Genomic DNA, 14,525 nt, shown 5'->3' with positions numbered 1-14,525 from the left:
CCCCAGGCGTTGGTGTGCAATCAACACCAACCAGGAGGCTCGTGATGGCTGGCACTCAGCGACAGGGCAGGTTCACCTTTTTCTGGAAGGAAGAGTCGCCCTTCTCGCAGTGGCACCGCTCCGCCTTCGTGGTGGACGGAGTCGCCTACGGCTGCACGGAGCAGTACATGATGGCGGGCAAGGCGCGCGTCTTCGGTGACGCGGAGGTGCTCGCCAGCATCCTGAAGACGTCGGCGCCCAAGGCGCAGAAGGCGCTGGGTCGCAAGGTGCGCGGCTTCGATGGCGCCACCTGGGAGCGTGAGCGCGAGCGCATCGTCTACGAGGGCAATCGCGCGAAGTTCACCCAGAACGCGTCGCTGCTGGAGGCGTTGTTGGCCACCGCGGGCACGGAGCTGGTGGAAGCCAGTCCCCTGGACCGCATCTGGGGCGTGGGGTTGAGCATGGACAACCCCCTCATCCAGGACCCATCCAAGTGGAGGGGGCTCAATCTCCTGGGCAAGGTGCTGACGCGCCTGCGTGAGGACCTCATCGCGGAGGGATTCACGGTGGCCTCCGTCAGCGCTTCACGTGTGTCCACGCATCCAGACGTCGCACCAGGGCAGTGAGCGTCCACAGGTCCGCGGGGTTGTCGGGGCGCACCGCCTCCAGGGCGCGCAGCAGCGGCGCTCTTGAGCGTTCCTCGCCCCACTCGGACAACACGCGCAGCGCCATCAGCGAGGACTGACGCGAGAGCAGCTCCAGCAGCACCTCCACCACGCGAGGACTGCGCTCGTCGGCGAGACGCTGCACCGCCTCGTGGCGCTCCTCCGGCGTCGAGGCCGGGTCCGCCAGTCGCTCCGCGAGGGCCTGGAAGCGCGCCTCGGCCAACAGGGGGCGCGGGCCGGGCGCGTCCCAGTGCTCCACGGTGACGCTCGTGCGGCCGAAGGCGACCACCTCGCGGCGCACACCATCGTCACCGAACAGACCCATGAGCCGCTCCGGCGCGGGACGACCGCCCACGAGCAACTTCTCCGAGCGCTCCGACAGCTCCGAGGAAGCACCGAGCAGGTGCACCCGCAGCACCGTGGCCTCCGCCTGGAAGCGGGCCTCCGGACGGACGCGCTCCGACTTGAGGAACACCTCCGCCATTCCGCCCGCGCGCACGTACCAGCGGTACTCGAGCCACACCGCGCTCGGCCGCAAGGCGAAGCGGTCCTCCTCCGCCTCGACGAGCCGAGTGGCACCTTCCTCCAAGCCGCTGAAGCGCTGCTCCAGTACGGCCAGGGCCTCCGAGAGCTTCATGTCGCGTCCAGGTCCACCACGAGGTTCAGAACGAGTAGCTCACGGGCGCGGACAGTCCAGGCAGGGCCAGCTCCACCGTGCCGGAACCCTTGCTGGCCTGCGCGGCCCAGGTCTTGGAGATGGGGCTCAAGTCATACCGGAGTTCGGCGAACTTCATGGCCTTGCAGCGGTCCCCATTGGCGTTGTGAATCATCACCAGGTTCGCCACCGGAGCCGCGCTGGCGTTCTGCTGGAACGTGCCGTCCCAGGCCAGCGTGTACGTGTGCTCGGCGCAACCGCCGCCATGCGAGACGTTGAGCGTCAGGATGTCGCCGGTGACCTTCGCCCCCTCGATGTTGATGGGGTCCTGGGGCTGGGGATTGGCCGCGACTTGAAGGGGCAGCGCATCGGCGGGCTTCACCGCTTCACCGGGCGACGGAGCCTCCGCGCTGGGAGAGGCCGCTGCGTCCTGCTCCACCTGAGGCTCTCCAGGGTTCTGCTTCCCGGGAGCGTTCGCGCACCCGACCAGGAGACCGCTCAGCACGAGGCCACTCCACATGAGCTTTCGCATCGTCATCCTCCACTTTCGATTCGACCGCGAGGAACCGCCCACTTCGCTCCCGCGCTCAGCGTCGGAGCGCGGCCTCGTACACCGCCAGCGTTCCTTCCGCCGTCCGTTCCCAGGTGAACTCCGCGGCCCGGGCCTTGCCCTTCTCCGCCAGGGCGCTGCGTTCCGTCGGTGAGCGCAGCAGCCGATGGATGGCCTCCGCGAGCCCCTCCGCGTCGTCCGGACTCACCGCCAGGGCCGCGCTGCCGCAGACCTCCGGGAGCGAGCCCGCTGTCGAGACGATGGCCGGCGTGCCCAGGCGCATCGCCTCCAGCGGAGGCAGGCCGAAGCCCTCGTAGCGCGAGGGGAAGACGAACAGGGACGCGCGCCGCATCAGCTCGTAGAACACCGGCTCCGCCTGGTAGCCCAGCGGACGGATGTCGAGCCCCTCCGCGCGCAGCCTGGAGATGCGCGACTCCACGCGGCCCGAGCCGAACCAGCTCTGCCCCGCGAGCACGAGCGAAGCCGGACGCCCCTGGGCCTTCAGACGCTCCATCGCGTCCAGCACCAGGTCCACGTTCTTGCGCACGTCGAGCGAGCCCGCGTAGAGGACGAAGTCCTTGGGCAGCGCGAGCGCGCGCAGGAAGTCCACGCTCGTCGCGTCGAGCACGGGCGCATGGACATGGTCCACGCCGATGGGCACCACCACGGCGCGCGACTCCACTTCAGGGAAGCGCTCCAGCAAGTCATTCCGAGTGCGCTCGCTGATGCACACCACCCGGTCGGCCAGCATCAGGCTGCGCGACAACCACAGCCGGAACTGCCAGCGGAACTTCGCCGAGACGGTGTCCGGCATGATGAGCGGAATCAGGTCCAACACCGTGAGCACATACGCCGTGCCGGGTATCCGCGTCAGGGGCAGATTGAAGTTTCCGAGCGCGTGGTACAGCGCGGGCCGCGAGCGCTCCAGCACCCGAGGAAGCCGGGCGAGCGTCCAGGCGGTGCGGCCACTGTCGCCCCTCGGATGGTCGCCCGAGCCCCGCGCGCCCAGCTTCTCCAACCGCACACCCTTGGCTTCCAGCGCGCCCGCGAGACAGCGGGTGTAGAGGCCGATTCCGGTGGTGGGCTCATCCCAGAGCGTCGCGTCGAAAGCGATGGGGCCGGTGGACACGGAGCGCCTCATACCACGCCCCTGTGATAGGCAGGGCGCGCATGGCGATTCACCAGTTGATAGCGAGCTTCGTGCCCGGAGACGCCACCGGGCAGGCCGCGTTGCATCTGCAGCTCCTCCTGCGCCGGTTGGGTGTGTGGGGTGGCCTGTATGCCGATGAGGTGGGCGCGGGCCTGGAGGGATTGGCCAGCCCCGCGTCGACGCTGAAGCCGGAGCCGGGCGACCTGGTGCTCTACCACCACGGCATCGCCTCGCCGCTGAGCAGCCGGCTGATGCACCTGCAGTGTCGCCGCGGCCTCGTGTTCCACAACATCAGCCCCGCGCGCTTCTACTCGGGCCTGTCGTTGGAGAACGCGCTGGTGGCCGGGCGCGCGCAGCTCGCCGCGATGGCGCCCTTCGTGGACGTGGCCATCGGCGTGTCGGACTACAACGCCGCCGAGCTGCGCGTCGCGGGCTACCGCAACGTCCACACGGTGCCGCTGCTCATCGAACCGGAGCGCTTCGGCCCCGACCGCGCGGACGCGAAGCTGCTGCGCAAGCTGTCGGGCCCGGGCCCCGTGCTGCTCGGCGTCAGCCGGGTGATGCCGCACAAGCGCTTCGAGGACCTCATCGCCCTGCACCGCGAGGTGCTGCGGCTGCGTCCCCAGGCACGTCTGTTGATGGTGGGCGGGTACGAGCCGGGCAGTCGCTACTTCCGGTCGCTCAAGCGCGAGACGAAGGGCCTGAGCGGTGTGAGCTTCCTGGGCCGGTTGAGCCACGCGGAGCTGGTGGCCGCGTACCGCTCCGCGTCCGTGTTCGTGTCGATGAGCGAGCACGAGGGCTTCGGGGTTCCGCTCATCGAGGCGATGGCGTCGGACGTGCCCGTGCTGGCGTATGGCGCCGCGGCGGTGCCGGAGACGTTGGGCGGCGCGGGAATCGCGTTCGACCAGAAGCGCTTCGCGTTCCTCGCGGAGCTGGCGGTGGACCTGAGCGAGGACCTGTCGCTTCGCGAGCCCATCATCGCCGGTCAGCGGCGCCGGCTGGAGCACTTCTCCTCCGCGTCCGTGCAGGGAGCGCTGTCACAAGCCCTGAAGCCGTTCCTGCCCGCGCCGCGTCCCCGTCGCGCGCCACCAAAGCGGCCTCGCGTCGCGGTGGTGGTGCAGCGCTATGGCGAGGTGACGGGAGGCGCGGAGATGCTGGCCGCGCAGGTGGCCGAGCGTCTCACGCCGCACTGGGACATCACGGTGTTGACCACGTGCGCGAGAAACCACCTGTCCTGGGAGAATGACTTCCCGGAGGGACAGGACCAGGTTCGCGGCGTGGACGTGCTGCGCTTTCCCGTGACGCGGGTGCGCGACATCCGCGGCTTCAACGGGCTGTCGCGAAGGCTCTTCGACAAGAGCAACGAGCGGCTGCGCGAGGAGCAATGGGTGGCCGAGCAGGGCCCGCTGGCGCCGGGGCTGCTGCGGCATCTGGCCGACACGCGGAACACGTATGACGGCTACCTGTTCTTCACGTACCTCTATGCGCCCACGGTGTGGGGCATGCCGCTGGTGGCGGACCGCTCGCTGCTCGTGCCGACGACGCACGACGAGGCGCCCATCCGCTTCGATGCGTACCGCGATGTCTTCGAGCTTCCCCGCGCGCTGCTCTGCCTGACGCCGGAGGAGCTGACCATCATCGAGAAGTACTTCCCGGGCCATGCGCGGACGCGCGTGGTGGGGGTGGGCGTTGAGCGTCCGGCCGCCGACGGGACTCGCTTCCGCCAGAAGCACGGCGTGCATCGCGACTACCTGCTCTACGTGGGACGACAGGAGCCGGGCAAGGGCGTGCCGGAGTTGCTCCAGTTCCATCAGGCCTTGAAGCAGCGGTACGCGGATGCACCGGACCTGGTGCTCGCGGGTGACGCGCACATGCCGCTGGAAGGCGACGGCGTGCGCTACCTGGGACGCATCCCCGAGCAGGACAAGCACGACGCGCTGGCCGGAGCCCTGGCGGTGGTGGTGCCCTCTCGCTACGAGAGCCTCTCGCTGCTCACGTTGGAGGCCTTCGCACAGGGCACGCCGGTGCTGGTGAACGGGCGCTCCGATGTGCTGGTGGGGCAGGTGGCGCGCAGTGGCGCGGGACGCGCGTATACGGACCTGGACTCGTTCATCCAGGGGCTGCGCGAAGTGGGCGAGGCTCGAAAGGCGCTCGGCGCCAGGGGCCTGGCGTATGTGAAGAAACAAGGGTGGCCGCAGGTGGTGGCCGCCTACCAGGACGAGCTGCAACGCATCCTCGAGGAGAAGCATCGATGAAGCTGCTGGGACGCGACATTCCGGCGCGGGAGCTGCTGGCCCGCATCGAGGAGCGCCTGCGAACGCGGGGGCTGCCCACTTCCGAAGCGGTGGAGGTGCCCTCCGAGGGCGTCGAGCCTCGGGTGGAGCCGCTGACGTTCAACCTGCACGCGCTGGAGGAGAACGCCGACGCCACGCGCGCGCTGCCGCTGCAGACGCACCGTGGAGGCGCGGGTCAGCTCGTGGTGGTGGCGAAGTGGGCCTTCCGCAAGTCGTGCCAGGTGTTCATCAACGAGACCCTGGGTCGTCAGCGCATCTTCAACGGACACGTGCGCGATTCGTACGCCCAGCTCTCCGCCGAGGTCGTCCGCCTGCGCCGCGAGGTGGAGCAACTGCGCGCCAGACAGGCCACGCCCGTGACGGCGGAGATATCGAGCACGACGCAGCCACGGGCGTCTGAGACATCAGCGGCGGCACGCCCCACACGCGCTCCTTCTTCGCAGGCGACGAAGGAGCAGCAGCACGCGGCACAGCACGCGGCGCCATCTCGGCCGTCCGAGCACTCGGCCGGTCCTGCTCGTACCCCGTCGGAGCAATCGCGAGCGAAGGCGGCCCCCGCCACTCGGGCACATACGGGGCGTGGCGCGATGCAGGACGAGGCCTCGACCGAGGCGGCGGCGGTCCTCCCCAAGCCCCGGACCCACAAGACCGAGTCCGTGCTCCGGCAGACGCAGCCTCCCACTGCTTCCGCTGGGACCCCTGCGAAGAAGAAGCCCTCGCCTCCTTCCGGGAAGCCCGCCCGCAAGCCCAACGCTCCCAAGCCGCGCCGGCCGAAGCGGCGGTAGCGCAGGCACCCTCGCCCCTCGTGCCGCCAGGCCTCGCCGCTCGGAGGAGTGCATCGGGAAAGCACACCACATCCCCCTCCCGCCCAGAGGCGCGGAGCGGGTGGTGCGCTCGCATTGACGCCCCTTTCCCTCCGTGTTCAAACCCGGCGCGTGGAAGTCCCCTCCATCAGCGTCGTCATCCCCGCCTACAACGAGGGGCAGCGTCTACCTCGCTTCGTGGAGTCGCTCTCCCGTGTCGCCCTGCTCCAGCCGACGCCCCGGGTGGAGTTCATCATCGCGGATGATGGCAGCGCGCCCGAGCACTCCACCCTTCAGCGCGCCAGCGTCGATGAAGCCCAGGCCCGGCTCTCCGCCGCGAAATCGCCCCACCGATTCACGTACGTCGCGGCGCCTCGCAACGGCGGCAAGGGCTCCGCCATCCGCCTTGGCTGGCGTCATGCTTCCCCCGGGGCCACCTGGCTCGCGTTCCTGGACGCGGACGGCGCCATCAACGCGGAGGAGCTGTTCCGGCTTGTTCGAATGACCGACTCCCCCGAGGCGCAGGGTGTCGAGGTGCTGGCCGGCTCGCGCATCCTCATGGCCGGCCGCCGCGTGGTGCGGAATCTCCACCGACATCTGCAGGGCCGAATCTTCGCCACCCTGACCGACTTCCACTTCGGCCTGCGCTTCTACGACACGCAATGCGGCGTGAAGCTCGTCCGAGCCTCCGTGCTGCGCCCGCTGCTCGATGTGCTGCGCGAGGAGCGCTGGCTGCTCGACGTGGAGCTGCTCGCGCTGCTCAAGCGACAGGGCGCCCGCTGCCTCGAGGTCCCCATCGACTGGGAGGACTTCGGCGGCTCCAAGGTCGTCCCCGGCCTGGACGCGGCCCGCATGTTCTGGGGGCTCTTCAAGCTCCGCCGCCGCCTGGAGGGCGTCTCTCTGCCCGCCCCCGAGCAGAGCGCGACATTGCCCGCCGCCCTCCCGGGAATCGATACCCGGTAACAGCGGCATCGCCATGGACCGGCCCGCCACCTGGCGGGTCTCCTCCGACGCGGTGGCAGGCCCCTCCCCTGCACGACGAGCGACCAGCAGGGCGCCCGAAGTCCCTCGGCGCACGCTCCCAGCGGAAATCCGAAGTGGCTGGCGCACAGCCGCGCCCCTGTGCGGGCACCGCAACACATGGCGCGGTGTGCCGTCGTACCCTGGGAGGGAGCTCCTGCCCCAAAGGACAAGGCGAACGGGGAGGCTGGCGTCGGGCTCGTGCGTTACAACTCCAGCAGAGTCACTCCCTCCCATCGCCTGGTTTCACGCGGCGTCGCGAGGCCGCTTGCTTTCCGGGCGGCTCACCGCGAAATAGGCCCCGCACGCGAGCCGTTGCTCCGGGTTCCTCCTACACCTTCAGTGATATGCGCGCCCTGACCGACCTGCCCTCCGACCCTGGCCCCTCCCTTCAACTGGGTCTGCCGGGCTTCACCTTCGAAGACCTCTACCGCCCGCGCGGACTGCGCCGGCTGGCCCAGAGCTTCGACGCGCGGCTCGCCGAGGACGAGCCCGAGCTCTTCAAGAGCTTCGACGCCTACCGCAAGGCCGGCGGCACCGGCCTCACCGGCCCGGCCGAGTCGGACCTGTTGGTGCGCGTGGCCCGGCACATGTCGCGCTTCGTCTCCCGGCTCTTCCGCGTCGACCAGGAGCTGGAGCGGCAGATGGGCCACCTGAAGGGGGAGCTGCCCCTCTTCGACTTCAAGCGCGAGTTCATCACCCGCCGCGTTTTCAAGAAGGGCGCCCCGGACCGTCCGGCGCTGGCCGAGTTCCCCTCACTGGATGGCCGCATGCGGCTGCTGCTCCAGCTCGGCTTCCCGGAGGCGCTCTCCATGGGCGACTTCGAGCGCGGCCTCGCCGAGTCCGTCCTCAGCCTCATGGATTTGGAGCGGCTGTTCTCCGGCAACCTGCCCGCGGAGGAGCAGGCGAAGGCGGAGGCCCTGCGCGCCCGCTGGTCCGCGCTGCGCGCCTCGCTGACGGCCACGCCGGAAGGTCGCGAGGCCTTCGGCTCCAGCCTCATCACCCAGGGAGATGACGCCGCGGAGCTCCAGGCCGTCCGCGCGCTGCTGTCACTGGCGGACCGCTGGACGTACGCGCGCGCGCTGCACCCGGAGACCAAGGACCAGTTCCACACCTGGCCCACCCACCGCATCCCCAAGCCGCTGGTGTTCGACCAGTTGGTGCAGCTCCAGCGTCCGGACGCCGAGCTGCCCGAGGCCACCGAGGGCCTGCATCACCACCTCCGCCACCGCGACGGCTTCAAGCTCACCGACCGCCGAGGCACCTCGCGCGACGTGATGAACGAGGTGGACTACTGCGTGCTCTGCCACGAGCGCCAGAAGGACTCCTGCTCCAAGGGCTTCCCCGCGAAGGACAAGGTCGCCGAGGGCCACAGCTACAAGAAGAACCCGCTGGGCATCCCCCTCACGGGCTGTCCGCTCGACGAGCGCATCTCCGAGGCGCACCTGCTCAAGCGCGAGGGCAACTCGCTCGCGGCGCTGGCCGTCATCACGCTCGACAACCCGATGTGCCCCGGCACCGGCCACCGCATCTGCAATGACTGCATGAAGGCGTGCATCTTCCAGAAGCAGGAGCCGGTGAACATCCCGCTGGCGGAGACGGCGGCGCTGACGGACGTGTTGGACCTGCCGTGGGGCTTCGAAATCTACGGGCTGCTCACGCGCTGGAATCCGCTCAACGTCCGCCGTCCGTATGCCCTGCCCTACGTGGGTCGCAACGTGCTGGTGGTGGGCCTGGGGCCCGCCGGCTACACGCTGTCGCACTACCTGCTCAACGAGGGCTTCGGCGTCACCGGCATGGACGGCCTCAAGATTGAGCCGTTCTCCGACGAGCTGGCCGGCCGCAACGGCCACGCCCTCAAGCCCATCCGCGACTGGCGTTCGCTCACGCACGAGCTGGATGAGCGCGTGCTGGAGGGTTTCGGCGGCGTGTCCGAGTACGGAATCACCGTGCGCTGGGACAAGAACTTCCTCACGCTCATCCACCTGACGCTGGCGCGGCGCGAGGGCTTCCGCATCCACGGCGGCGTGCGCTTCGGTGGCACGCTCACCATCGAGGACGCGTGGGAGCTGGGCTTCGACCACATCGCCATCGCCGCGGGCGCCGGGCGTCCCACCATCATCGGGATGAAGAACAACCTCATCCGGGGCATCCGCAAGGCGAGCGACTTCCTCATGTCGCTCCAGCTCACGGGCGCCTTCAAGAAGGACTCGCTGGCGAACCTCCAGGTGCAGCTGCCCGCCATCGTCATCGGCGGCGGCCTCACCGGCGTCGACACCGCCACGGAGCTGATGGCGTACTACCCGGTGCAGGTGGAGAAGGCGCTCGCCCGCCACGAGAAGCTCTCCGCGGAGCTGGGTGACGAGGCCATCCTCGCGAGGCTGGACGCCGAGGAGCGCGCCACCTACCAGACCTTCCTGGAGCACGGCCGCGCGGTGCGCGCCGAGCGTGAGCAGGCAAAGGCGGAGGGCCGCACCCCGGACTTCATCAAGCTGGTGCGCGCATGGGGCGGCGTCAGCCTGGCCTACCGCCGCGGCCTCACCGAGTCCCCCGCCTACCGCCTCAACCACGAGGAGGTGTCCAAGGCGCTGGAGGAAGGCATCCGCTTCATCGAGCGCATGAGCCCGGTGGAGGCGCTGCAGGACGCGACGGGCGCGGTGCGAGCGCTGCGCTTCGAACGCATGGTGACGGTGGACGGCAAGCTCAAGGGCAGCGGCCAGTTCTTCGAGCTGCCCGCGCGCACCGTCTGCGTGGCCGCCGGCACCTCGCCCAACGTCACGTACGAGCGCGAGTACCCAGGCACCTTCAAGCTCGACGAGGGCGGCGACTACTTCCAGGGCTACTCCCTGGTGGACGGTGAGCAGGGCTTCACGCTGGAGCCCGTGGAGGCCAGCGAGGACCTGGACTCCAAGGTGGGCTTCTTCACCTCGTACGCGAAGGACGGGCACTTCATCTCCTTCTACGGAGACAACCACCCGACGTACGCGGGCAACGTGGTGAAGGCCATGGCCAGCGCGAAGGACGGCTACTCCGAAGTCGCTCGCCTGTACGCGAAGGAGGTGGCGGCGCTCGACTTCGACGACGAGGTCGCCCAGGCCCGCCGCGAGGAGCTGCGCGCCGCGCACTTCGCCAAGCTGGACGCGGCGTTCAACGCCACCGTGGTGTCCGTCACTCGCCTGACGCCGACGATTGTGGAAGTCGTGGTGAAGGCGCCCTTCGCGGCCAGCCACTTCCAGCCCGGCCAGTTCTACCGGCTCCAGAACTTCGAGCGGAACGCCCCCGTCGTCGACGGCATGCGCCTCACCATGGAGGGCCTGGCCCTCACCGGCGCGTGGGTGGACAAGGAGAAGGGACTGATGGGCACCATCGTCCTGGAGATGGGCTCCTCGTCGCGCCTGTGCGCCGCGCTCACCCCGGGCGAGTCCGTGGTGCTGATGGGCCCCACCGGCGCGCCCACGGAGATTGGCCACAACGAGACGGTGGTGCTCGTGGGTGGCGGCCTGGGCAACGCGGTGCTCTTCTCCATCGCCCGCTCGCTCAAGGCGGCCGGCTGCCGCGTCGTCTACTTCGCCGCGTACCGCCTCAAGTCGGACTCCTTCAAGCACGACGAAATCGAGGCCGGCACGGACCAGATTGTGTGGTCCGTGGACAGCGGCGACTTGATTGAGCCGCGCCGTCCGCAGGACGCCGCCTTCCGGGGCAACGTGGTGCAGGCCATGGTGGCCTACGCCGAGGGCAAGCTCGCCACGCCCGGCCTCATCCCGCTGTCGGAGGTGGACCGCATCATCGCCATCGGCTCGGACCGGATGATGCGCGCGGTGGCCGAGGCCCGGCACACGGTGCTCCAGCCGTACCTGAAGCCCGAGCACGAGGCCATCGGCTCCATCAACTCGCCGATGCAGTGCATGATGAAGGAGATCTGCGCCCAGTGCCTCCAGCGGCACGTGGACCCGCGCACCGGCAAGGAGACGTGGGTGTTCTCCTGCTACAACCAGGACCAGCGGTTGGACCAGGTGGACTTCGTCAACCTGAACCAGCGCCTGCGCGGCAACACGGTGATGGAGAAGGTCGCCGACCTCTACCTGGCGCAGCTGCTCAAGAAGGCCCCGCACCTCAAGCGCGTCTGAGGCCGTGGCCTTCCCGGGTCTTCACCGGCGCGTGCCGGTGAAGACTCGCAGCATCTCCTGGTAGTTCTTCATCAGCTCGTCCTCGCGCGTGAGGACCACGTCCACGTTGGCGTCGCCGTACTCGCGCCGCACGTCCGTCAGCTTCTGGAACGACTCCACCTGCTGGCGCATGGAGGCCACCTGCGCCGCCAGCTCCTGGCGCTGTTCGGGCGGCAGCTTCTCCTGAAGCTCCTCCAGCTTCCGGAGCTCCTCCTCGTACTGGAGCGTGCGCCCGAGCTGCCGCTGGCTGACGACGGCCGTCACCACTTCGGCCAGCCCGTTGACGTCGCTCACGCTCAGCCCCGCCTGCGCGCGCGCCTCCGACTCCGCCTTGGCCTTGGCCTCCACCACCTTGAGGCCCGCGCGCACCTCCGCCATGGCCTCCGGCGTGCCCGCATCCACCAGCGCGCCCAATCCCTGGAGTCCCTTCACCTGGGAGCCGTACACCTCCAGCATCCGCCGCTGGTAGTCCACGTAGGCCGTCAGCTTCTCGGGCGTCACCACATAGGGCCCCGCGCCGCTCGCCTCCTCGGCCTCCAGGCCGGCGACGCCACCGCCATCCACCACCCCGGGTGCATCGCTACCCGTGGCCCCATCCTTCTTACAGCCCGAGAAGGCCAACAGCCCGGCCAGGACCCACAGCGCCTTGCGCATCCAGACTCCTCCTGAGAGACACGGCACGTCAGTCCCCGCTGTATGCTGCGCGGACGCATGCGGCGGAGGGCGGCCAACTCCTGTCTGCCATGCGGAGGTTGTTGCGGCCACTGAACAATCGCCGCATTACCTTTGACCAACCCGGCTGCGGTCGTGTACGAACCGCGGTCCTGTCGTACCGGTGGAGGGGCTTTGAGGATTTTCCTGGTTAGGCACGGCGACGCGGACGCTGAGATCCCCGAGGGTCTCGGTGACGAGGCGCGCGCGCTCACAGCGAAGGCGCGTGCAAGTACCGCCGCACACTTCGCATCGTTGTCCGAGCGCATGGGCCCTATCGGCCTCATCCTGACCAGCCCCGTGGCTCGCACGATGCAAACGTCGCAGATTCTGTCGTTCGCGACGAAGCACGAGGGCCTGCTGAAGGCGCACCGCAGCCTGCTCCCGGACATGCCGGTGGGCGCTGTGGAGCCGGTGCTCGCCGAGCACGCGGACCAGAACCTGGTCCTGGTCGGCCACCAGCCTTCCATGGGCGCTCTCGCCGCTCATCTCCTGGGGATGCAGTCGTTCCCCAAGCCCGTCAACCCGGGCACCGTCATCGCCCTGGAGCGCATCGAGAGCGAGACGCCGCCGCACTTCAAGTTCCTGTTCTACGCGGCCCCCGGCCAGCAGGTGCTTGAAGTCATCCAGTGAGGCCCGTGCGGCCATGATGGACGAAGCCCGCTACAACCAGCTCGTGGCCCGCGTCTTCAAGCGGATGATTGCCGCCGCGGACGCCATCGACCCGGACATCCTGGAGGCGGAGAGCACGGGTGACATGCTCACCCTCACCGCCCGCTCCCGGGAGAAGTGCATCGTCAACACCCAGCGCGCCGTGAAGCAGGTCTGGGTGGCGGGACGAGGCCAGGGCATCCACTTCAACTACGACGAAGCCAGCGGCACCTGGCAGGACGACAAGGGGCGCGGCCTGGAGCTGTTCCGCTTCGTCGCCGACGTCGTGCACGACATCAGCGACGTGGACTTCATCTACCCGTCCTGAGTCCGGCTGGCGGCATCGCTGGCCACCTCCACCCAGTCACCACCGGCCGCCTGCGCGCGTCGCAGTGCGTCTCCCGCGTCCTTCAGCAGCCCGCCGAAACTGACCTGCTGTCCCGGGGCACCCGGTGGCGCGCTCTTGTTGCCAGCCGGAGGCTCGGACACGGCCACACCCACGGACGCGGTGCCAGGAGGCAGGCCCTGCACGGCCTTCAGCTTCTCCCGCAGGCGCTCCGCCACCACCCGCGCACCCGAACGAGGCGTGTGCGGAAGGAAGACGACGAAGCGGCTGTCCGCGAAGGGCACGGCCACGTCGATGTCGCGCACGCCCTCCACCAGCAGGCCCAGCGTCTCCGCCAGCGCTCCGCGCCTCGCCGTGGGTGACAGCGCCGCGGCCCGCTCCGTGAAGCGGTCCACCTCCACCATCAGCAGGGCGATGGGATAGCGGTAGCGCCGGCTGCGCTTCACCTCCATCAGCATCAGCCGCTTGAGGAACTCGAAGTCCGCCGACGTGCCGCCCGCGGACGCGGCCGGCTCCGGACGAGTGGCGCGTCGGGCCTCGGGTTCCACCGCCGGCGTCGTGGCTGGAGACGGCGCGGAAGGCGCCACAACGGCGCGCCTAGCGTCCTCGCGCTGCATCAGGAGCGAGACGCACGTCAGCACGGTGACGCGCTTGAGGGGACCCACCAGGCTGCCGTCCGCACCCGCCTGGGCGGCGCGCTCGTCGGCCTGCTCCTCGTCCGGCGGGTACACCAGCAGCACCGGAATCTGGTGCCCCTGGGCACGCAGGCTCCGGCACAGCGCCTCTCCATCCAGCGGCCCCAGCCCCGAGGCCAGGACCACCGAGGGCGGCCGCTCTCGCGAGGCGCGTTGAGCCTCGTCCGCGCTGGCCACCCAACTCACTTCGTGGCCGGCTCCCTCGAGGAACCGGCGCAAGACACCCGCCACCGGAGCGGCGGGCTCGGCGAGGAGCACGAAGGCCATCAGACCTCCATGACCTCCTTCTCCTTCTTCTTGATGATGTCATCCACCTGGGCCACGCCGCCGTCGGTCTCCTTCTGGACCTTCTCGGAGATGCGCTTGTGGTCGTCCTCGGTGATCTTCTTGTCCTTCAACTGCACCTTGAGCGCCTCGTTGGCGTCGCGGCGGATGTTGCGGATGGCGACCTTGTGGTCCTCACCCTTCGTCTTCACCTGCTTGGCGATGTCCTTGCGGCGCTCCTCGGTGAGCGGCGGGAAGGGCAGGCGAATCATCTCCCCGTCGTTCATCGGGTTGATGCCGAGGTTGGCCTCGCGCAGGGCCTTCTCGATCTCCTTCAGGACCGTCTTCTCCCACGGCTTGATGATGATGAGCCGGGGCTCCGGGGCGCTGACGCTGGCCACGCCGGACAGCGGGGTGGGCGTGCCGTAGTAGTCCACGCGGATGTTGTCGAGGATGGCGGTGCTGGCGCGTCCGGTGCGCACCTTGGTCAGCTCCCGCTTGAGGTCCTCGAGGGACTTGTCGATACGGCCCTTCAATTCGACGACGATGTCACCGCTCATATGCGAGCTCTCCTTG

Annotated in this window: 13 protein-coding genes; 7 read left to right on the top strand and 6 right to left on the bottom strand. The window is 69.3% G+C overall.

The genetic code is table 11. The features are described 5' to 3' along the window. Positions 1-44 precede the first annotated feature (44 nt). Positions 45-605 carry an NADAR family protein gene (locus G4D83_RS00865; protein ID WP_163861429.1) on the top strand — a complete coding sequence of 187 codons (561 nt, stop codon included), beginning with the start codon at positions 45-47 and terminating at the stop codon, positions 603-605. Here the strand turns inward: G4D83_RS00865 and G4D83_RS00860 are convergent. From G4D83_RS00860 to G4D83_RS00850, 3 genes are read right to left on the bottom strand one after another with little or no spacing between them, the layout of a single operon-like run. Then, positions 556-1,281, bottom strand: coding sequence for a hypothetical protein (locus tag G4D83_RS00860; protein ID WP_163861427.1), 726 nt, complete (start codon positions 1,279-1,281; stop codon positions 556-558). The two genes, G4D83_RS00865 and G4D83_RS00860, sit on opposite strands and share 50 nt — an antisense overlap. 25 nt (positions 1,282-1,306) lie before the next feature. Continuing rightward, positions 1,307-1,831 carry a hypothetical protein gene (locus tag G4D83_RS00855; protein WP_163861424.1) on the bottom strand — a complete coding sequence of 175 codons (525 nt, stop codon included), beginning with the start codon at positions 1,829-1,831 and terminating at the stop codon, positions 1,307-1,309. A 55-nt stretch (positions 1,832-1,886) separates the two neighbouring features. After that, positions 1,887-2,990, bottom strand: a complete 1,104-nt coding sequence (locus G4D83_RS00850) for a glycosyltransferase family 4 protein (RefSeq protein WP_163861421.1) — start codon at positions 2,988-2,990, stop codon at positions 1,887-1,889. A 29-nt stretch (positions 2,991-3,019) separates the two neighbouring features. Between G4D83_RS00850 and G4D83_RS00845 the strand changes: the two genes are divergently transcribed. From G4D83_RS00845 to G4D83_RS00830, 4 genes are all read left to right on the top strand, one after another. Next, positions 3,020-5,254: a glycosyltransferase gene (locus G4D83_RS00845; protein ID WP_163861418.1), complete on the top strand. Its 2,235-nt coding sequence runs from the start codon at positions 3,020-3,022 to the stop codon at positions 5,252-5,254. Next, complete coding sequence (locus G4D83_RS45800) at positions 5,251-6,078, top strand: hypothetical protein (protein WP_240356081.1); 828 nt, start codon at positions 5,251-5,253, stop codon at positions 6,076-6,078. The genes G4D83_RS00845 and G4D83_RS45800 overlap by 4 nt, the downstream gene beginning before the upstream one ends. Before the next feature lie 150 nt (positions 6,079-6,228). Beyond that, positions 6,229-7,059: a glycosyltransferase gene (locus G4D83_RS00835; RefSeq protein WP_163861415.1), complete on the top strand. Its 831-nt coding sequence runs from the start codon at positions 6,229-6,231 to the stop codon at positions 7,057-7,059. Positions 7,060-7,463: 404 nt separating this feature from the next. Beyond that, positions 7,464-11,243: an FAD-dependent oxidoreductase gene (locus G4D83_RS00830; RefSeq protein WP_163861412.1), complete on the top strand. Its 3,780-nt coding sequence runs from the start codon at positions 7,464-7,466 to the stop codon at positions 11,241-11,243. Between the two features lie 21 nt (positions 11,244-11,264). Here the strand turns inward: G4D83_RS00830 and G4D83_RS00825 are convergent, their stop codons facing one another. Next, positions 11,265-11,936 carry a hypothetical protein gene (locus tag G4D83_RS00825; protein ID WP_163861409.1) on the bottom strand — a complete coding sequence of 224 codons (672 nt, stop codon included), beginning with the start codon at positions 11,934-11,936 and terminating at the stop codon, positions 11,265-11,267. Positions 11,937-12,128: 192 nt separating this feature from the next. On the opposite strand from G4D83_RS00825, the gene G4D83_RS00820 reads away from it, so the two are divergent. Further along, positions 12,129-12,626, top strand: a complete 498-nt coding sequence (locus G4D83_RS00820) for a SixA phosphatase family protein (protein WP_163861406.1) — start codon at positions 12,129-12,131, stop codon at positions 12,624-12,626. A 13-nt stretch (positions 12,627-12,639) separates the two neighbouring features. Next, the gene (cyaY, locus tag G4D83_RS00815; RefSeq protein WP_163861403.1) at positions 12,640-12,972 is read left to right on the top strand and encodes an iron donor protein CyaY; all 333 of its coding nucleotides are present in this window, start codon (positions 12,640-12,642) and stop codon (positions 12,970-12,972) included. Here cyaY and G4D83_RS00810 read toward each other — a convergent pair. Together G4D83_RS00810 and frr are read right to left on the bottom strand one after the other, a co-directional pair. Then, complete coding sequence (locus G4D83_RS00810) at positions 12,960-13,952, bottom strand: diguanylate cyclase (RefSeq protein WP_163861401.1); 993 nt, start codon at positions 13,950-13,952, stop codon at positions 12,960-12,962. The genes cyaY and G4D83_RS00810 overlap by 13 nt on opposite strands. Continuing rightward, positions 13,952-14,509 (bottom strand): ribosome recycling factor, encoded by a 558-nt coding sequence (gene frr, locus G4D83_RS00805; RefSeq protein ID WP_163861398.1) that lies wholly within the window; start codon positions 14,507-14,509, stop codon positions 13,952-13,954. The genes G4D83_RS00810 and frr overlap by 1 nt, the downstream gene beginning before the upstream one ends. Positions 14,510-14,525 lie beyond the last annotated feature (16 nt).

The sequence above is a fragment of the Myxococcus eversor genome (assembly GCF_010894455.1).
GTDB classification, from domain to species: domain Bacteria; phylum Myxococcota; class Myxococcia; order Myxococcales; family Myxococcaceae; genus Myxococcus; species Myxococcus eversor.
This window is presented reverse-complemented; position numbering and strand designations above follow the sequence as displayed.